This is a genomic window from Novosphingobium sp. BL-A-41-Hi4A-0G (assembly GCF_055521735.1).
The window spans coordinates 382,213-400,737 of record NZ_CM145501.1; the positions used below are offsets into that span (position 1 = coordinate 382,213).

The 18,525-nt window shown below is 61.4% G+C and carries 23 protein-coding genes; 18 read left to right on the top strand and 5 right to left on the bottom strand.

Going from position 1 to position 18,525, the window contains the following annotated elements; translation table 11 throughout:
• Positions 1-107 precede the first annotated feature (107 nt).
• From ACZ1JX_RS01965 to ACZ1JX_RS01980, 4 genes are all read right to left on the bottom strand, one after another.
• Positions 108-482 (bottom strand): Rap1a/Tai family immunity protein, encoded by a 375-nt coding sequence (locus ACZ1JX_RS01965; protein ID WP_465125154.1) that lies wholly within the window; start codon positions 480-482, stop codon positions 108-110.
• A gap of 375 nt (positions 483-857) precedes the next feature.
• Positions 858-1,160: a GIY-YIG nuclease family protein gene (locus ACZ1JX_RS01970; RefSeq protein ID WP_465125155.1), complete on the bottom strand. Its 303-nt coding sequence runs from the start codon at positions 1,158-1,160 to the stop codon at positions 858-860.
• A gap of 180 nt (positions 1,161-1,340) precedes the next feature.
• Entirely contained in the window at positions 1,341-1,967 is a 627-nt protein-coding gene (locus ACZ1JX_RS01975) for a response regulator (RefSeq protein WP_465125156.1), read from the bottom strand.
• Positions 1,964-3,598: a sensor histidine kinase gene (locus ACZ1JX_RS01980; RefSeq protein ID WP_465125157.1), complete on the bottom strand. Its 1,635-nt coding sequence runs from the start codon at positions 3,596-3,598 to the stop codon at positions 1,964-1,966. The genes ACZ1JX_RS01975 and ACZ1JX_RS01980 overlap by 4 nt, the downstream gene beginning before the upstream one ends.
• Positions 3,599-3,845: 247 nt before the next feature.
• Here ACZ1JX_RS01980 and ACZ1JX_RS01985 point away from each other — a divergent pair, with 247 nt between their 5' ends.
• The 4 genes from ACZ1JX_RS01985 to ACZ1JX_RS02000 all read left to right on the top strand — a co-directional run bounded on the left by ACZ1JX_RS01985 (position 3,846) and on the right by ACZ1JX_RS02000 (position 6,035).
• The gene (locus ACZ1JX_RS01985) at positions 3,846-4,421 is read left to right on the top strand and encodes a helix-turn-helix transcriptional regulator (RefSeq protein ID WP_465125158.1); all 576 of its coding nucleotides are present in this window, start codon (positions 3,846-3,848) and stop codon (positions 4,419-4,421) included.
• Between the two features lie 112 nt (positions 4,422-4,533).
• Positions 4,534-4,935 carry a hypothetical protein gene (locus ACZ1JX_RS01990; RefSeq protein WP_465125159.1) on the top strand — a complete coding sequence of 134 codons (402 nt, stop codon included), beginning with the start codon at positions 4,534-4,536 and terminating at the stop codon, positions 4,933-4,935.
• 48 nt (positions 4,936-4,983) lie between these two features.
• The gene (locus tag ACZ1JX_RS01995) at positions 4,984-5,442 is read left to right on the top strand and encodes a hypothetical protein (RefSeq protein ID WP_465125160.1); all 459 of its coding nucleotides are present in this window, start codon (positions 4,984-4,986) and stop codon (positions 5,440-5,442) included.
• A gap of 65 nt (positions 5,443-5,507) precedes the next feature.
• A complete protein-coding gene (locus ACZ1JX_RS02000) occupies positions 5,508-6,035 on the top strand; it encodes a MarR family transcriptional regulator (RefSeq protein ID WP_465125161.1) in 528 nt (175 codons plus the stop codon).
• A 52-nt stretch (positions 6,036-6,087) separates the two neighbouring features.
• Here the strand turns inward: ACZ1JX_RS02000 and ACZ1JX_RS02005 are convergent, their stop codons facing one another.
• Positions 6,088-6,903, bottom strand: a complete 816-nt coding sequence (locus ACZ1JX_RS02005) for a hypothetical protein (protein ID WP_465125162.1) — start codon at positions 6,901-6,903, stop codon at positions 6,088-6,090.
• 299 nt (positions 6,904-7,202) lie between these two features.
• Here ACZ1JX_RS02005 and ACZ1JX_RS02010 point away from each other — a divergent pair, with 299 nt between their 5' ends.
• From ACZ1JX_RS02010 to rplV, 14 genes are all read left to right on the top strand, one after another.
• Positions 7,203-7,703, top strand: a complete 501-nt coding sequence (locus ACZ1JX_RS02010) for a hypothetical protein (protein WP_465125163.1) — start codon at positions 7,203-7,205, stop codon at positions 7,701-7,703.
• On the top strand, positions 7,700-8,854 hold the full coding sequence (locus ACZ1JX_RS02015; RefSeq protein ID WP_465125164.1) for a DGQHR domain-containing protein: 1,155 nt from the start codon (positions 7,700-7,702) through the stop codon (positions 8,852-8,854). The genes ACZ1JX_RS02010 and ACZ1JX_RS02015 overlap by 4 nt, the downstream gene beginning before the upstream one ends.
• Positions 8,854-9,714: a DNA adenine methylase gene (locus tag ACZ1JX_RS02020; RefSeq protein WP_465126336.1), complete on the top strand. Its 861-nt coding sequence runs from the start codon at positions 8,854-8,856 to the stop codon at positions 9,712-9,714. The genes ACZ1JX_RS02015 and ACZ1JX_RS02020 overlap by 1 nt, the downstream gene beginning before the upstream one ends.
• Before the next feature lie 391 nt (positions 9,715-10,105).
• Positions 10,106-10,477, top strand: a complete 372-nt coding sequence (gene rpsL, locus ACZ1JX_RS02025) for a 30S ribosomal protein S12 (RefSeq protein WP_011444902.1) — start codon at positions 10,106-10,108, stop codon at positions 10,475-10,477.
• Positions 10,478-10,618: 141 nt separating this feature from the next.
• On the top strand, positions 10,619-11,089 hold the full coding sequence (rpsG, locus tag ACZ1JX_RS02030; protein ID WP_039334380.1) for a 30S ribosomal protein S7: 471 nt from the start codon (positions 10,619-10,621) through the stop codon (positions 11,087-11,089).
• A 96-nt stretch (positions 11,090-11,185) separates the two neighbouring features.
• Positions 11,186-13,258 carry an elongation factor G gene (gene fusA, locus ACZ1JX_RS02035; protein ID WP_465125165.1) on the top strand — a complete coding sequence of 691 codons (2,073 nt, stop codon included), beginning with the start codon at positions 11,186-11,188 and terminating at the stop codon, positions 13,256-13,258.
• Between the two features lie 91 nt (positions 13,259-13,349).
• Positions 13,350-14,540, top strand: a complete 1,191-nt coding sequence (gene tuf, locus ACZ1JX_RS02040; protein WP_144902039.1) for an elongation factor Tu — start codon at positions 13,350-13,352, stop codon at positions 14,538-14,540.
• Between the two features lie 171 nt (positions 14,541-14,711).
• A complete protein-coding gene (gene rpsJ, locus ACZ1JX_RS02045; RefSeq protein ID WP_039334374.1) occupies positions 14,712-15,023 on the top strand; it encodes a 30S ribosomal protein S10 in 312 nt (103 codons plus the stop codon).
• A 313-nt stretch (positions 15,024-15,336) separates the two neighbouring features.
• The gene (gene rplC / locus ACZ1JX_RS02050) at positions 15,337-16,095 is read left to right on the top strand and encodes a 50S ribosomal protein L3 (protein WP_465125166.1); all 759 of its coding nucleotides are present in this window, start codon (positions 15,337-15,339) and stop codon (positions 16,093-16,095) included.
• 3 nt (positions 16,096-16,098) lie between these two features.
• On the top strand, positions 16,099-16,722 hold the full coding sequence (gene rplD / locus ACZ1JX_RS02055) for a 50S ribosomal protein L4 (protein ID WP_465125167.1): 624 nt from the start codon (positions 16,099-16,101) through the stop codon (positions 16,720-16,722).
• Positions 16,715-17,017 (top strand): 50S ribosomal protein L23, encoded by a 303-nt coding sequence (locus tag ACZ1JX_RS02060; protein ID WP_039334368.1) that lies wholly within the window; start codon positions 16,715-16,717, stop codon positions 17,015-17,017. The genes rplD and ACZ1JX_RS02060 overlap by 8 nt, the downstream gene beginning before the upstream one ends.
• 9 nt (positions 17,018-17,026) lie before the next feature.
• Positions 17,027-17,863, top strand: a complete 837-nt coding sequence (rplB, locus tag ACZ1JX_RS02065) for a 50S ribosomal protein L2 (RefSeq protein ID WP_144902033.1) — start codon at positions 17,027-17,029, stop codon at positions 17,861-17,863.
• Positions 17,864-17,869: 6 nt separating this feature from the next.
• Positions 17,870-18,148, top strand: a complete 279-nt coding sequence (rpsS, locus tag ACZ1JX_RS02070) for a 30S ribosomal protein S19 (protein ID WP_144902031.1) — start codon at positions 17,870-17,872, stop codon at positions 18,146-18,148.
• Positions 18,148-18,525 (top strand): 50S ribosomal protein L22, encoded by a 378-nt coding sequence (gene rplV / locus ACZ1JX_RS02075; RefSeq protein WP_144902029.1) that lies wholly within the window; start codon positions 18,148-18,150, stop codon positions 18,523-18,525. The genes rpsS and rplV overlap by 1 nt, the downstream gene beginning before the upstream one ends.

Here is an 18,525-nt window from a genome sequence, read left to right on the forward strand (position 1 = left end):
TTTTCACGAAGTGCAAATGGGCCCGCCCTCCCTTCAACTCCTCCCCATTTTCACGAAGTGCAAATGGGGAGGTGGCAGCCGCGCCAGCGGCTGACGGAGGGGAAAAACTAACGCCCCCGCCGCTTGCGCACCTTGACCGGAGCCTTGCGCTTCGGCGGAGCATCCACCTTGGGCTGGATATCCGGCCATGCATCCGCCACCGCAGCCTTCACCACCATCCGCCCCTCAAGGCTCCGCGCCTCGGGATGATCGGCCAGGTACTTCGCCACCACGCTGCGCACTTCCCCCGCGCTCACGGTCTCGGGCACCTTTGGCGCCCGCTCCAGCGCCCGAAATCCGTCGAGCACGCCGATCACGTAGGAAAGACACATCGCCCGGTCGACTGGAACGCTGGTCGAACAGGTATCCTGCAACTGCTCCCCGCTCATCCACTCGGCGCGGGCAGGCGAGGCCAGCAGGCCAAGGGCAAGAAGGACGGGCAAACAACGTAGCAAGGTCGAGGCAACTCCACAGCGGTCGCTCACCCAACCCGCACAGCCCGGTTTTGATCCGGTGAGCTGCCCTCAAACCACCATTTCAAATCCTCCCCTTTTTCACGCAGTGCAAAAGGGGAGGTGGCAGCCCGCAGGGCTGACGGAGGGGCAGGAATCCCGCCCCCTCCGTCATTCGCTCCCGCGAATGCCACCTCCCCATTTGTGCTCCGCAAAAACGGGGAGGATCATTGGCGGTTATCGATAGAGTCGTTTCGAAAGCTGCCCGCAAGGACAGGACGCCATTGTGGACGCTGGCACCATTTCCCAGACAGCCCCGCCGTCACCCCGGGCTTGACCCGGGGTCCCGCTTTCTCTTCGCGCAAGCTATCCAAGGATCGCGTCGTAAAGATCCAGCCAGTCAGGATTGCCGCGCTCGATCAGGTCGAACTTGAACGCTCTGCGCCAGCGCTTCACGCGCTTCTCGTGCGCTATGCAGTCCTCGATCCGATCACCGCGTTCTGCCCAGACCAGCCGCTTCAAACCATAGCGGGCACAGAAGTCCGATCCCCGGTCCTCGCGATGTTGGTGGATGCGCGCGGCAAGGTGCGAAGTCACGCCTACGTACATCGCGCCTCGGTAGCGATCGGCCATGATGTAGACCCAACCGCCGAGCCTTTCCCTATCCATGGCGCAAGGAGAAAGAAAGCGGGACCCCGGGTCAAGCCTGGGGTGACGGTAATGGCGCGGTTATGGTGGCGATTCTTGCTACCACCCACCCCAGACATCCACAACCCCAACCCCAAAACCTCACCGTCGCCCCGGGCTCGACCCGGGGCCCCGCTTCTTTTCGGGCCTCAGGAAACCCCCTCAGGCGTCCTGATCGTTCACCGCCAGCAGTGCCAGTTCGGTGCGGTTGTCGATGCCCAGCTTCTGGTACATCGTGTGGAGATAGACCTTCACCGTGCCTTCGCCGATCCCCAGTTCCGAACCGATGTCGCGATTGCGCAGGCCGCGGGCAACCAGTCCGGCAATTTTGCGCTCGCGCGGGTTGAGCTTGGCGAGAGGGCCTTGCGTGTCGGGCCGCAGCGAAAGATCGATGGCGCGCTGCAGGAAGGTCGGCTCGATCGCCTTCTGGCCGGCGTGAACCTTTTCGAGCACTTCGACGAGACCATCTTCCGCCCCGTCCTTGGACACGATGCCCTCGACCCCTGCCCGCATCACCGAAAGCAGCTGGCGGTCATTGATCTCTGCAGTCAGCAGGACCACCGGGCGCTTGTCACCCCGTTCGCGCAGGGCTTCAAGTGCCTGTACCCCGTTCATGCCCGGCATGTTGATGTCCAGCAGCACGATTGCCGGATCATGGGTCTTGACCGCGTCGAGCGTTTCCTCGCCGCTCGCCGTGGCGGCTACCACTGCAAAACGCGTTCCCCGCAAGACGGCTTCGACACCGGCGCGGATGAAGCCGTGATCGTCTGCAACGAGAATGGGGATCATGCGAATTCTCCGGATCTGAGCGCTATTTCAAGACGGGCACCGCCGCCGCTGCTGTGTAGTTCGAAACTGCCGCCGAGAGCCTCCACCCGCTCGGTGATCGAGCGCGGCCTCGGTGCGGTATCGATCGGCGGAAAACCCATGCCATCATCGGCGATGCTCAGCCGGATCTGCCCGCCTTCGTCATCCACGCGGACGGTGACCTTGCGGCACTTGCCGTGTTTGGCGGCGTTTGCAACCGCTTCGCGCACCAGCTGTCTTATCTCGTGGGAAAGCTGCACGGAAACGGGCAGCGCACGGTCGGGCAGGACCAGGGCGGTTTCGATATGCCAGTGCGCCCCGGCTTCGGCGAGCAGGTCGTGTAGTTCCTCGGCGATGTCGGTGCGCCGGTCGCTCTCCTGACCACGGCGCAGGCGTTCGATCAGCAGGCGCAACTGGCCCTGTTCGCGGCGCAGGGCGTTCTTGATCGAATCTATTTCGCCTTCGGGATCGTTGCCTTCGCGAATCCAGCGGCGTAGCGCTTCCAGCCTGAACAGGGTTCCGGCAAGAAACTGCGCGACGCTGTCGTGCAAATCACGGGCGACGGCGTGCCGCACGCCGGTTTCGGCGGCATTGCGGGCCAGCCGGGCCATTTCCTCACGGTCGAGCGCGCGGCCCAGTTCATCCGCGATTGCCCCCATCAGGCCGATGTCGTCGAAGCTCAGCGCGTCGGTGTCCCAGGCCACCAGATGGCCTGAGCCCGTCACGCTCTGTACGGAAACCATGATGCCACTGTCGGCGCCAAGCGTACGCGCGAGGCGCGATTGCAGCTTGCCTTCGGCCCGTATGATGGACGGGTCATGCGCCAGGTGGGTCAGGATATGCCCGCGCCTGACATCGAACAGCGCTGCGGCGCGTGGCGTCAGCAGTTCTTCGGCAAAATCCTCGGGTGAAAGCTGGTCCCTCGTCAAGGTCGAACCGTCAAGGCGGCGCAACTCGATCCAAGGCTCCTCGCTGCTGGCAAAGGCAAACGCCACGTGCGTGGCACCGAAGGAACGCGCGACAAGCGCCAGCGCGGCATCGAACACGATATCGCGGCGCTCTCCGGGAATGCCCGAAGGCTCCGGCAGGGTAACCGTGCGCCCGCTGCCCCTCGACATGCTCAGCCAGATCAGCATCGATGACAGCAGGATCATGTAGATCGTCCGGCGGACGAACCGGAACAGGTCGATGTCGACGCCGAGCTTGTAGAGCGTGATGCCGAAGATCAGGTTGGTGCCCAGCAGCACGATCGCGGTGAGCACGGTTGCGCGCCAGTTCCAGCGAACCATCGCGGCAACCAGCAGGAACGCAGCGAAGGCCAGGAACGGGCTCTGGAACTCGGTGAAGCGGCTTTCGGTGAAATAGACCGCTGCCAGGAACATCGCGATGTCGAGGCCTTGGGCGAGGGGCGCAAGGCGGAAGTCGAACCACCAGCTCCGCCAGGCCACGACCATCAGTGCGGCCGTCCACAGGGTGTAGATGCTCAGCAGCGCATAGCCGTAGGTTGCACCGCGCGCAGGAACCGAGGGATCGAGCCAGAGGGCGAGCAGAAATGCGAGCGCCAGAATGGCACGTCCCATTGCCACGACCCGCCCAGTGTTGCGTCTCGCCATGCGATTTCCCGTCATCCGACCGATTCGGTCCCCGGATGGCTTGTGCACCAGCTTGCGACCCATGAACAGCAAGTCCCATCTACACAGATGATACGATGCGGAATTAGACCGACGTTAACCAATATCTGAGGATTTGGTAACGCTTTATGAAAGACGAGTTGGAAATTTCGCCGCTTTCGGGCAAGATCGGGACAGGGGCCGTTTACCCTTTTTGTGGGGCGCGGATTGATCGGGACACGGCGAACATATGATCGTGACAGGGGAAGTATTCGATAACCCGCTGGTCGAGCTTACTGCCAAGCAGCGCGAAGTTCTCGACCTGCTGATCGAGCACAAGACCTCGAAGGAGATTTCCCGCCTTCTGGGCATCTCGCCGCACACGGTCGACCAGCGCATCATGCTCGCCCGCGCCAAGCTCGGCGTCGCCACTCGGGGGGAAGTCGCGCAGGCCTATCGGCGCCTGATGGCGACATACGAACAACCCGTATATGAAGATTCCCATATAGGTTTCCCCCCGCTTCCCGTCGCATCACCGGTCCGGGATGACGTGGATGTCGGAACGTCTGCGGCAGGGTTCGGCTTTCCGGTGCACGATGCACCAGGGATCGAGAGCAGGGGCCAGGCCGCACTTGCCGGGGAGCCTTCTCCTTCTGGCAAGGTGGACGCAACCGCCTATCACCACGTTCTCCCGGAGATGTTCGACGGGCCGAACGGCACCTTTCTGCGGCTGGGTTACATTGGCGGCATAACGGTGTTCCTGATCCTGATCGTGCTGGGAGGGCTGAGCATGTTCGTGCAGCTGTCCACCATGCTCGATCACTGATCGCACTCTGCCCGGCCACGCATCTCCGTCCATGAACCGGATGGTCGGCGCGGGGGCGCCGCCATCCTCGAGAAAGGGGTCTGCCGTTCCAAAGACGGCGGGATGGGGTGTAATGATGAAAGCTACCGACAACACTGTTACCGTGAACTTCGGGACCGAAGCCGCCGCGCGTTCCAACGACAACGCCGTCGCCGTCCACGGCATGCGCATAACGCGGGACCTACACCAGGCCGAGGCCGCGCTCGACGAGGCGCTGATCCGCCAGGCCAACCTGCTTGCCACCATGGTCCGCGCCCGGCGCGAGACCGCCGCAGGCCCGTTCACCGGCCATGACGCCCTGCTCCGCCTCGCCGCCAGCCAGAAGGCCGTGCTCGATGCCAGCGGCGAACTCGCCCGCGTCCACGGCAAGCTGCTCGACGTGGGCCGCGAGATGGGCTCGTTCATCGACGATTGCCCGCCTGCTGGCTCGCTCGGTGACGCAGGTCGCCCGGTCGCACTGGCCGATGCCGCATAAGGCCCCCGACCAGCCAAGGCGCCGGCCGCCCGGGGGAGGGCGCAGGCGATGGTGCTGATATGGCTCTACCGTGCCGCCATCGTCGCCATCCTCGCCTTTGCCCTGCGCAAGGGCGAGGAGCCCGAGCGGCTCGTCTCGGGCATCATCATCGCCACCGCCACGGCTGACGCGATCAACCACGCCATGTTCGGAGACCCGGCGTTCTTCGCGCTCAACCCCGGCCACCTGGTGATCGACGGCTGGGCCCTGCTCGGCATGCTGTGGGTCGCGCTGAGGGCCAACCGCGGCTGGCCGCTCTGGGCCTGCTCGGCGCAGATCATCGTCGTCCTCGCGCACACGTCCAAGCTGATCGACCTCTCGCTCGTCCGCTACGGCTACTTCGCGATGACGCAGCTGCCCGTCGCCATCCAGACCGCGGCGCTCTTCGCAGGGACCCGCGCGCACCTCAGGCGCAAGCGGCACATCGGCCCGTACCACGCCTGGCGTCCTGCCCTGCAACCCGCCTGATCGGGCACTGCCCCGGCGTCATCACGCCACCAGGCGACATATCTCCTCCAGTTCAGGAGCCCCATATGACTGTCCGTTCCACGCGCGCCACCGCCACCGCCACGCCGCCGTCCACCGGCCGCCGCAACGGCCTGCGCCTCGTCGTCCCCGCCACGATCCGCCCCGCGCTCGACGAGGCGACGATCCAGCGCCACACCGCCTTGGCGCGCGAGCTCTACGCCAGCCGCCGCCGCCGCCACCGCTACCTCCCCGCCGAGCTGTTCGGCGAGCCGACCTGGGACATCCTGCTCGATCTCTACGTCGCCGCGCGCGAAGGCCGCCGCGTGCCGACCACCAGCGCCTGCATCGGCGCCCACGTGCCGCCGACCACCGCGCTGCGCTGGCTGCGCATCCTCGAAGCGCGCGGCATGGTCGAGCGTGAGGATGATGGCCGCGATGGCCGCCGCACCTTCGTCTGCCTCAGCACCACCGGCCTTGCCGCGATGGACGCCACGCTCGCCACCTTGTGCAAGCGCGCCCTCGCCATCGCCGAGGAACTGGCCGACCCGGTCCCGGAACCCGCGGCCGACGAGGACGCCGCCGAGCCTGCCTGACAAAGTCGACACCCCCGGGCCGGCCACACCGGCCGGCCCCGAGCGAACGGAGTCAGCAGAGCCCGCCCGCTTCCCCTGGCGCCCCCTCCGCTGGCTCCGTTTCCGCTTCCCCTTCAACCCCATTCATCCTGAGCCCGCCGAAGGGCCGCTCACCCTGAGCTTGACGAAGGGCCAGCACCCGCTCCCGCATCTCCAGCAACCGCCCGTGCAGGGACCGACGAACCGCCTCGGCCTCCACCGCATCGGCCGCCGCCCGCTCGCGCTCCCATTGCACCTTCAGCGCGTCATAGACCGGATGCCCCGGCCGCAGGTCGCCCACCCGCACCGCCCCATACTTCTCCGGCCGCCGCGCGCGCAGCAGGAACATCAGCAGCCCGGTATTGTGATGCGTCCACGTGGCGACGACCTTCCCGCGCGAGACCACCGGCCGCTCCTCCCCCGCAATCGCCCGCTCCAGCGCGCAGTCCTCCAGCCGCGAATAGCCCTGCTCCACCGCCGCATCCCACGCCCGCGCAAAGTCCTCCGCGCCCATCCGATGCCGCAACTTGTACAGCGCCTCCACCGAAGCCCCGATGCTCAGCGCCGCCTGACTCACGATCCCCGTAGCCGCCAGCGTAGCAATGAACCGCCGCTGCTTGTCGGGCGTGATCGAATTGCGCCGAGGCGCCACATGCACAAACGGCACAAAGTCGAGCGCCGACTCCTCCACCACATCCACCCGCCGCACCCGAGATGTTCGCTTTTCCTCCCCCGCCTGTCCCCGCGAAGGCGGGGAGGGAGGGGGACCACCCCGGACCTGATCCGGGGTGGTGGAGGGGCACGCGCTGTTCAGCACCACCTCAAACTCATCGCGCTCAATCTCATCCATCCCCCACAATTAACCCATACGGTTAAATGTAGGAAAGCGAAAACATGGAAGGGTCAGGAAGAAAGCCAAGATGCGAGGGTCATCACCCTCGCGCTCCCGGGAGTCGGGCATAAACTTGCAATCAAGACCCGCATCGAAGCCACAGAGCAAGCAAAAGCGCAAAACTAGCGAACGGAACAAAGCGAGTCTGAAACCAATGAAGTGTCTCTCACACAGGCAGTGAGTCCTTGACGCCAAAACTTTTTTGTTGATCGGCGCTTACCCTCCGCTAAACCGGCTGCACGTAGGGGATCCCTTTGATGAGTGCATATTGGAAATCAGTGCTAGGCCACTTCGGCACGGCGGCATTCGATGTTCTTTTTGTCGCCTTGATAAGTTTGGCACCTCTTCTTCTAGGTCGGGTCTCATTGATCATTAAGCAGGACTTAGTAGGAGGAGAATATTGGTCATTTCTTTGGAATGGACAACTGTCTTTCTTTTCGATGGGGTCTTTGGTTACTCTGCTACTTTTTTGCTTTAGAAAGAAACTGCCGGATATCGCCACATTGTGGATTGGTTCTTTTGCGACAGTTTGCCTTTTCTTTTTAGTTGCACTCGTCGGAATTGACCCAACTCTTCAGCAGGGCCAGCAGTTCGTCGGTCCCGCTGCTTTGCTGCTATACTTGGCAGTGCTCTCGATCAGGATTCTCGCTGATGCTATGAAAACAGTGGAGGCGGCTGATGCGTTGGCGGCGGGGACTAATGTTTCTAAAAAGTTACAGCGCGGACTAAGCGAGCGGATGTCGGGGAGAATCGTATGACCCGCGAGGTTGTGATGAACGTCGTTCGAGCGCGCCAGCCCTTGGGTGATCTTTATGTAGGGACAATTGCGAGTGGAGTGCTGTGGGAACTCGCAGAATATGACATGCGTGAAATCAGGCAGAAGGAAGATGGCATTTATCTAGCGACAGGTGTGCAGCGGGAATTGAGTGAAAAGCGTGTTCAGGAAATTGCGACATACGTTGGAACTATCGATGCAACGTTTCCGACCGCTGTCGTTTTGGCAGTTTCAGCAGATTGCATTGACTTAATTGAACTGACCGATGGCGGTCTTAAGATGAAGATTCGCAGCGAAGAAGTGGCTGTTGATGGAGATCTCTTCGGCTATGCAAGGGTGGTCAGGGTCATCGATGGTCAACACAGAATTGAAGGCCTAAAGAGGGCCAACAAGAGGGACTTTGACGTCAATGTTGCTGTGCTTATTGATGCAGATATTGAAGATCAAGCCCGGGTATTTGCTACTGTAAATCTTGCTCAAACCAAGGTAAGTAAGAGCTTGGTTTACGACTTGTTCAGCTACAGTACGTCCAATTCGCCGGAAAGAATAGCGCACTCTGTTTGCTTATCTCTGGATCAGACAGAGGGTAGTCCGTTTTACGAACGGATTAAGCGGCTCGGAACCGCTACTCCTGGTCGATCCGCGCCAGAGCCTTTGTCGCAGGCAACGGTGGTTGAGGCAATCTTAGCCCATATGGTTGCTAACAAATCGCAGTTGATCACCGACCGAGATTGGGCTCGGAGGGGTAAATCTTTTCGGCCAATCTCTGATGACGAAGCTACGCGACTTGTGCTTCGGAGGTTTTTCTTGGAAAATCGAGAATTAGACCTTGCTGAGTTGCTGTGGAACTACTTTGACGCGGTTAAACATCGCTGGCCATTAGCTTGGAAGGTTGGCGGCGCAGGGCAAATATTGCCGCGGACAAACGGATTCCGAGCATTAATGCGTTTCTTCAAGGATGCGTATAATTTTGTTGCAGTTCCGGGAGAAATGGTTCGCTCCTCTGATTTCTTTGATCTCTTTCAGAGAAGTCGATTAAATGACGCTGACTTTAACACGGATAGGTATTTGCCAGGCACGTCTGGTGAGACGCGGCTATATCGCGATCTGGTAGATATTCTTCCCCAATGGTAATGTTGGGGAACGGTGAGAATCGGGTTAACGTAGTCCTAACTCCGTTTCTGAAGTGGGCAGGCGGTAAGCGCTGGCTAGTGAGTGCGGGTGTCCCCGTACCAAAGAGGTTTGATCGGTTTGTGGAGCCGTTCCTGGGCGGTGCCGCAGTGTTTTTTGCACTCGCTCCGGAACGAGCCCTGCTCACTGACGTCAACGCAGATTTGATCAACCTCTATCAAATGGTACGAGACCGGCCGATTGAACTTCAGACCCTTCTTGAGGCACATCATAATGCTCACTCTAAGGAACATTACTATGCTGTGCGCTCTTCGGAGTATGCGTCTAACTTAGAGCGTGCGGCGCAGATGCTTTACTTAAATCGAACTTGTTGGAATGGATTGTATCGGGTCAACAGGAAGGGTAAATTTAATGTCCCGATTGGTACTAAGACATCCGTGATATTTAAGAATGAAAATCTGCAAGATTATGCAGATGTACTCAATAATGCGGTAATTAGAAGTTGCGACTTTGAGGAGACTGTTGATTCTTGTGGAGACGGTGATTTTTTATTTGTTGATCCACCTTATACAGTTAAGCACAATATGAATGGCTTTGTAAAATATAACGAGAAAATATTCAGTTGGGAGGATCAAGCTCGACTCGCTGCTGCACTAAAACGTGCCGGAAGTCGGGGTGCCTCGATTCTAGTGACAAACGCTGACCATGAGAGTGTTAGAGAACTTTATAGGAATGGATTTAGCTATCGGCCAGTCGGAAGGCAGTCAGTTTTGGCTGGTTCAGCAGTTCATCGGGTCAGGACTACCGAAGCGCTCTTTGGGCTAAACTTAGATGCAGCCTGTGATGCCATCAGCGATTCCTGACTGACAGATGAGTTGATCGAGAACGAACTTGGCCTGTCAGTCGTAAGCTTTGGCTAATGGTGCTTGACCCCACCCCCAAACCCGCCTAAGGGCGCCTCCTTCCACAGGTGCGGCCCCTTTTAATCGATTGGGCCGTGTCCGTGGCTTGAGCTGAACATTGCCGGTGCGTCTGGGTCTCCCAGGTAATCCGTCAAAGTAACCCGGTGACGAAAGTTGCGGGTGGAGCGTTTCGGTTCGTGATTGCGATTGACCCTGCGGGACTTTCTCGTTGGGCTGGGTCCCGGCCCTCGCCGGGATGACGGTTGGCTGATACGGCAACCGGATTGCACTTCGCGGGTCCCGCATCCTTCACCTTCGGCCGAAGCGCCAGAACTACAGGTGAAGTTTTCACATGCCCACTATCAATCAGCTGGTCCGCAAGGGCCGCGAACCGCAGAAGGCCAAGTCCAAGGTCCCTGCGATGGAGCAGAACCCGCAGAAGCGCGGCGTATGCACCCGCGTCTACACGACCACCCCGAAGAAGCCGAACTCGGCTCTCCGCAAGGTCGCCAAGATCCGCCTGACCAACAGCCGCGAAGTCATTTCGTACATCCCGGGTGAAGGCCACAACCTGCAGGAGCACTCGGTCGTGCTCATCCGCGGCGGCCGCGTTCGCGACCTTCCCGGCGTTCGCTACCACGTCCTGCGCGGCGTGCTCGATACGCAGGGCGTCAAGGACCGCAAGCAGTCCCGCTCGAAGTACGGCGCCAAGCGTCCGAAGTAATTAGGCCAAGGTCCGGCGCAGGACCGCTCCCCCTCCCGGCTACCCACCCTTGGGTAGGCTGTGGGTGGCCGGGAGGGGGAGCGGGCCGGAGCCGAGAGCCTGACGCGGATGCGGAAGGCTCACTCCGAAGGAGTACACAATATGTCACGTCGTCGTCGTCCGGAAAAGCGGGTCATCCTGCCCGACCCGAAGTTCGGTGATCAGGTTCTGTCGAAGTTCATGAACAACCTCATGCTCGATGGTAAGAAGTCGGTTGCCGAAAGCATCGTCTATGGCGCTCTCGAAACCATGCAGACGCGTGCGAAGGCGGACCCGGTCCAGCTCTTCCACGATGCGCTGAACAACGTCCGTCCGCAGATCGAAGTGCGCTCGCGCCGCGTCGGTGGTGCGACCTACCAGGTCCCGGTCGAGGTTCGCCCCGAGCGTGCCCAGGCGCTCGCCATCCGCTGGCTGATCACCGCTGCGCGCAACCGTTCGGAAACGACGATGGCCGCGCGCCTCTCGGCCGAGCTGCTCGATGCTGCCAACAACCGTGGCAACGCCGTCAAGAAGCGTGAAGACACCCACCGCATGGCCGACGCCAACCGCGCGTTCAGCCACTACCGCTGGTAATCGCTGGCGGTATTTGCGGCCGTCTTTAAACGGTCACAATGGTAACCATATGGGCGGGACCTGTCCGGTCCCCCCATACTCCCAAGGAATAGCACCATGGCACGCAGCCATCCGCTCGAGCGCTATCGCAATTTCGGCATCATGGCGCACATCGACGCCGGTAAGACGACGACGACCGAGCGCATCCTCTACTACACCGGCAAGTCCTACAAGATCGGCGAAGTCCATGACGGCGCCGCGACCATGGACTGGATGGAGCAGGAGCAGGAGCGCGGCATCACGATCACGTCGGCCGCGACGACCTGCTTCTGGAACGACCACCGCCTGAACATCATCGACACCCCCGGCCACGTCGACTTCACCATCGAAGTCGAGCGTTCGCTGCGCGTGTTGGACGGCGCTGTCGCCGCCTTCGACGGCGTCGCCGGCGTCGAACCCCAGTCGGAAACCGTCTGGCGCCAGGCCGACAAGTACAACGTCCCCCGCATGTGCTTCATCAACAAGCTCGACCGCACCGGCGCGAACTTCAAGTACTGCGTGCAGACGATCATCGACCGCCTCGGCGCGAAGCCGGCGGTGCTGTATCTGCCGATCGGTGCCGAGAGCGATTTCAAGGGCCTCGTCGACCTCGTCGAACAGCGTGCGATCATCTGGAAGGATGAATCGCTCGGCGCCGAGTTCTTCTACGAAGAGATCCCGGCCGACATGGCTGACGAAGCCGCCGAGTATCGCAACAACCTCATCGAACTCGCCGTCGAGCAGGACGACGAGGCGATGGAAGCGTATCTTGAAGGCAACGAGCCTGACGTGGCGACGCTGAAGGCGCTTATCCGCAAGGGTACGCTCGGCCAGGCCTTCGTGCCGGTGCTGTGCGGTTCGGCGTTCAAGAACAAGGGCGTCCAGTGCCTGCTCGACGCAGTGGTGGACTACCTGCCTTCGCCGATCGACATCGAAGACGTGCAGGGTATCAACCCCGACACGGACGAGCCGGACAGCCGTCCGACCGCTGACGATGCACCGTTCTCGGCGCTGGCGTTCAAGATCATGAACGACCCGTTCGTCGGCTCGCTGACCTTCACCCGCATCTACTCGGGCACGCTGACCAAGGGCACGTACCTGAACTCGGTGAAGGACAAGAAGGAGAAGGTCGGCCGCATGCTGCTGATGCACTCCAACAACCGTGAAGACATCGATGCAGCCTATGCCGGCGACATCGTTGCCATCGCGGGTCTGAAGGAGACGACCACGGGCGACACCCTGTGCTCGGAAAAGCATCCGATCATCCTCGAGCGCATGGAATTCCCCGAGCCGGTCATCGAACTGTCGGTGGAACCCAAGACCAAGGCCGACCAGGAGAAGATGGGCATCGCGCTCAACCGTCTCTCGGCCGAGGACCCTTCGTTCCGCGTTTCGACCGACCACGAATCGGGCCAGACGATCATCAAGGGCATGGGCGAACTTCACCTCGAAATCCTTGTCGACCGCATGAAGCGCGAGTTCAAGGTCGAGGCGAACGTCGGTGCGCCGCAGGTGGCCTACCGCGAATACCTCGCCAAGCCGATCGATCTTGACCACACCCACAAGAAGCAGTCGGGCGGCACCGGCCAGTTCGGCCGCGTCAAGGTCAAGGTCACGCCGGGCGAGCGTGGTTCGGGCTTCGTCTTCAAGGACGAAATCAAGGGCGGTAACATTCCGAAGGAATACATCCCCGCGATCGAAAAGGGCTTCCGCGAAACCGCGCTGACGGGCTCGCTGATCGGCTTCCCGATCATCGACTTCGAAGTCCTGCTTTATGACGGTGCGTACCACGACGTCGACTCGTCGGCCCTGGCCTTCGAAATCTGCGCCCGCGGTGCCATGCGCGAAGCCGCCCAGAAGGCCGGCATCAAGCTGCTCGAGCCGATCATGAAGGTCGAAGTGATCACGCCGGACGAATATCTCGGCGACGTGATCGGCGACATCAACTCCCGTCGTGGCCAGATCCAAGGCACCGACAGCCGCGGCAATGCCCAGGCCGTCGTGGCAATGGTGCCTCTGGCAAACATGTTCGGCTACGTGAACCAGCTCCGCTCGTTCACCCAGGGCCGTGCAAACTACTCGATGTTCTTCGACCACTACGACGAGGTCCCGGCGAACGTCGCGACCGAGCTCAAGGCGAAGCTTGCATAAGAGCACGGATAGCATTAGGGGCGGCGCTCGATTCAGCGGGTGCCGTCCATTTCCCGCAGTATCTGCACACATTGAAAAGAAGGTTTGAACAATGGCCAAGGCTAAGTTTGAGCGGACCAAGCCGCACTGCAACATCGGCACCATCGGTCACGTCGACCACGGCAAGACCACGCTGACCGCCGCAATCACCAAGGTTCTCGCAGAGACCGGTGGCGCGACGTTCACTGACTACGCGAACATCGACAAGGCTCCCGAAGAGCGCGAGCGCGGCATCACCATCTCGACCGCACACGTCGAGTACGAAACCGCCAACCGTCACTACGCGCACGTCGACTGCCCGGGTCACGCTGACTACGTGAAGAACATGATCACCGGTGCTGCCCAGATGGACGGCGCGATCCTGGTCGTGAACGCTGCTGACGGCCCGATGCCGCAGACCCGCGAACACATCCTGCTCGCCCGCCAGGTCGGCGTGCCTGCTCTGGTCGTGTACATGAACAAGGTCGACCAGGTTGACGACGAGGAAATCCTCGAGCTCGTCGAACTCGAAGTTCGCGAACTGCTGTCGTCGTACGACTTCCCGGGCGACGATATTCCGATCGTCAAGGGTTCGGCTCTGGCCGCTCTCGAAGGCCGTGACGACAACATCGGTCGCGACTCGATCAACGCGCTGATGGAAGCGGTCGACAGCTACATCCCGCAGCCGCCGCGTCCGACCGACAAGCCGTTCCTGATGCCGGTCGAAGACGTGTTCTCGATCTCGGGTCGTGGCACCGTGGTGACCGGCCGTATCGAAACCGGTATCGTCAAGGTTGGCGAAGAAGTCGAAATCGTGGGTCTGAAGGACACCATGAAGACGACCGTGACCGGCGTCGAAATGTTCCGCAAGCTGCTCGATCAGGGTGAAGCCGGCGACAACGTCGGCGCGCTGATCCGTGGCATCAAGCGTGAAGAAGTCGAGCGTGGCCAGGTTCTCTGCAAGCCCGGTTCGGTCAAGCCGCACACCGAGTTCTCGGCTGAGGTCTACGTGCTGTCGAAGGACGAAGGTGGCCGTCACACGCCGTTCTTCGCCAACTACCGCCCGCAGTTCTACTTCCGCACCACCGACGTGACCGGCGAAGTGATCCTTCCCGAGGGCACCGAGATGGTCATGCCGGGCGACAACGTCACCCTGGCTGTCAAGCTGATCGCTCCGATCGCGATGGATCCGGGTCTGCGCTTCGCAATTCGCGAAGGCGGCCGTACCGTCGGTTCGGGGGTTGTCAGCACGATCACGAAGTAATATAGGCCGCGCACCGGCGGGGAGATTCGCTCTTCCCGCCGGTCGGTTTTTTACTGACTGATCGCTTTTAGGCAGTCGGCCCGCTCTCCCCGAGCTTCAGGAAATGGGGTGGGGTAGAGGGCAGGTTGACTGACCTTTTTTGTTTTTGCTCTTTCGCATCGGTAAACGGACATGGACGCCCAGAATATCCGCATTCGCCTCAAGGCCTTTGATCATCGTGTGCTCGACCAGGCCACTGGAGAAATTGCAGATACCGCCCGCCGCACCGGCGCGCTGATCCGGGGTCCCATTCCGCTCCCGACGCGCATCGAGAAGTTCACCGTGAACCGCGGTCCGCACATCGACAAGAAGTCGCGTGAGCAGTTCGAGGTCCGTACCTACAAGCGCCTTCTCGACATCGTGCAGCCCAATGCGGCCACTGTCGACGCGCTGATGAAGCTGGACCTCGCGGCCGGCGTGAACGTCGAGATCAAGCTGGCCTGAGGCCGCTGATCGAGCGGCCTGCGAAAGCAGTCGCCAGCTCCGGTCGGGTCGTCCGCAACGACCCAGAATTTCTGGTCGGACTTGTTCGGCCAAGCCTTCATTTCGGTGAAGGGCCAGAGTTTCCGGGGTAACAAAAGCCTCGTTGACAATGGGATACCTCCGGCGCCGCCTTTACGGGCACAGCCGGGCAAGCGTCCCCCGATTGCTTCTGCCAAGGCAGGGGTACTCAGCCCGGTCGGGGGCGCGCTTCACATACGGGCTGAACACGCATGTCGGGATGGGCCCGGCATGCCTCTGTTATGGAGTATGGATCATGCGCACCGGCGTGATCGCGAAGAAGGTGGGGATGACCCGCCTTTTCCAGGAAGATGGTCGGCACGTGCCGGTCACTGTCCTGTCGCTAGAAAATTGCCAGGTGGTTTCGGTTCGCACTGAAGACCGTGACGGTTACGTCGCGGTTCAGCTCGGTGCTGGCCAAGCCAAGCAGAAGAACGTTGCCAAGCCGCAGCGCGAGCATTTTGCCAAGGCAGAAGTTCCGCTGAAGATGGAAGTCGCCGAGTTCCGCGTTGCAGAAGACGCGCTGCTCGATGTCGGCTCGACCATCGCCGCTTCGCACTTCGTCCCCGGCCAGTATGTCGACATCACCGGCAACACCCAGGGCAAGGGCTTCCAGGGCGCTATGAAGCGCTGGGGCTTCGGCGGTATGCGCGCCACCCACGGTGTCTCGATCTCGCACCGTGCTCACGGTTCGACGGGTAACCGCCAGGATCCGGGTCGCGTTTTCAAGAACAAGAAGATGGCCGGCCACATGGGCGACCGTCAGCGCACGCAGCAGAACCTCGAAGTCGTCCGCACCGACGACGAGCGTGGCCTGATCTTCGTGAAGGGCTCGGTGCCCGGTTCGAAGAACGCATGGCTCCTCGTGCGCGACGCCGTGAAGGTCTCGCGTCACGCTGAAGCGCCCTATCCCGCCGGCCTCAAGCAGGCCGCCAACAGCAATGACTCGGCAGCTGCCGACACCCCGGCGGAAGCCGTCGCGGCTGTCGAAGCCACCGAAGGTCAGGAGGGCTAAGTCGTGAAGGTTCAGATCCTCAATCTCGACGGCACTGCCGGCAAGGGCGAAGTCGAACTGTCGGAAGCCGTGTTCGGCGTCGAGCCCCGCGCAGACATCCTGCACCGCGTTGTCACCTGGCAGCTCGAAAAGCGTCGCGGCACTGCCCGCAAGGCGCGCGAGCGTTCGGACGTTGCCCGCACCGGCAAGAAGTTCGGCAACCAGAAGGGCGGCGGTACGGCTCGTCACGGCGATCGCGCAGCTCCGATCTTCATCGGCGGCGGCAAGGCCCATGGTCCTCGCGTTCGTGACTTCAACCCTTCGCTGAACAAGAAGGTTCGTGCGCTCGGTCTGAAGATGGCGCTGTCTTCCAAGGCCAAGGCTGGTCTGGTGATTGTCGACAACCTCGACATCGAAGCCAAGACCAAGGCTCTGGTTGCAGAACTCGGCAAGGCCAACTGGGGCCGCAAGGTTCTGGTGATCGACGGCGATGCGGTGAACGACAACTTCGCCAAGGCTGCCCGCAACATCGTCGGCGTCAACGTGCTGCCCGCGATCGGTGCGAACGTCTACGACATCCTGAAGCATGACACGCTGGTGCTGACGCGCTCTGCTGTCGAAAAGCTGGAGGCGCGTTTCAATGGCTAACGCAATCGACACGCGTCACTATGACGTGATCGTGGCTCCCCACATCACCGAAAAGGCAACGCTGCTGAGCGAAAACAACGCCGTGGTCTTCAAGGTTGCCGAAAAGGCGACCAAGCCGGAGATCAAGGCAGCGGTCGAAGCCCTGTTCAACGTCAAGGTCACCAAGGTGAACACCCTGACGCAGAAGGGCAAGACCAAGCGCTGGAAGGGCAAGCCCTACAAGCGCTCCGACGTCAAGAAGGCTGTCGTGACCCTGGCCGCAGGCCAGTCGATCGACGTCACCAGCGGGATCTGAGGCTAGACCATGGCACTCAAGAGCTACAATCCGACCAGCCCCGCCCGGCGCGGCCTGATCCTCGTCGACAAGTCGTCGCTGTGGAAGGGCAAGCCGGTCAAGGCGCTGACCGAAGGCAAGTCGAAGACCGGCGGCCGCAACAACAAGGGCCATGTCACTTCGCGCGGCATCGCCGGTGGTCACAAGCAGAAGTACCGCTTCATCGACTTCAAGCGTCGCAAGTGGGACATGCCGGCTACCGTCGAGCGTCTGGAGTATGACCCCAACCGCACCGCGTTCATCGCTCTCATCAAGTATGAGGACGGCGAGCAGACCTACATCATCGCTCCGCAGCGTCTGGCTGTCGGCGATGTGGTCGTCGCTGGCGAGAAGACCGACGTGAAGCCGGGCAATGCCATGCTTCTGTCGCAGATGCCGATCGGCACCATCATCCACAACGTGGAGATGAAGCCGGGCAAGGGCGGGCAGATCGCACGTTCGGCAGGCACCTATGTCCAGCTCGTCGGTCGTGACCGCGGTATGGTCATCGTTCGCCTGAACTCGGGCGAGCAGCGCTACCTGCGCGGTGACTGCATGGGCACCGTCGGTGCCGTGTCGAACCCGGACAACGCGAACACGAACCTTGCAAAGGCCGGTCGCAACCGCTGGCTCGGCAAGCGTCCGCTGACTCGCGGTGTTGCGAAGAACCCGGTCGACCACCCGCACGGTGGTGGTGAAGGCCGTACTTCGGGTGGCCGTCATCCTGTGACTCCGTGGGGCAAGCCGACCAAGGGCGCCCGCACCCGTCACAACAAGTCGACGGACAAGATGATCATTCGTTCGCGCCACGCGAAGAAGAAGAGGTAAGACCACATGGCACGTTCCGTCTGGAAGGGCCCCTTCGTCGAGCTGCACCTCCTGAAGAAGGCAGAAGCCGCTCAGGATGCAGGCAGCCGCGCTGGCCCGATCAAGACCTGGTCGCGTCGTTCGACCATTATTCCGCAGTTCGTTGGCCTGACGTTCAACGTCTACAACGGGCACAAGTTCATCCCCGTCTCCGTCTCGGAAGAGATGGTCGGCCACAAGCTTGGTGAATTCGCGCCGACGCGCACGTTCCCGGGTCACGCCGCTGACAAGAAGGGCAAGCGCTGATGAGCAAGCCTAAGGCACCCCGTCGCGTTGGCGACAAGGAAGCGCTGTCGGTCGGCACGCAGATCCGCGGTTCGGCGCAGAAGCTGAACCTCGTGGCTGCGCTGATCCGCGGTCGCAAGGCCGAAGAGGCCATGAACATCCTGGCCTTCTCCAAGAAGGGCATGGCGGTTGACGCCCGCAAGGTTCTCGCTTCGGCGATCGCCAATGCGGAAAACAACCACAACCTCGACGTCGACGCTCTGGTCGTGGCGGAAGCCTCGGTCGGCAAGTCGATCACGATGAAGCGCTTCCACACCCGTGGTCGCGGCAAGTCGACCCGCATCCTGAAGCCGTTCAGCCGGCTGCGGATCGTGGTCCGCGAAGTTGAGGAGGCCTGA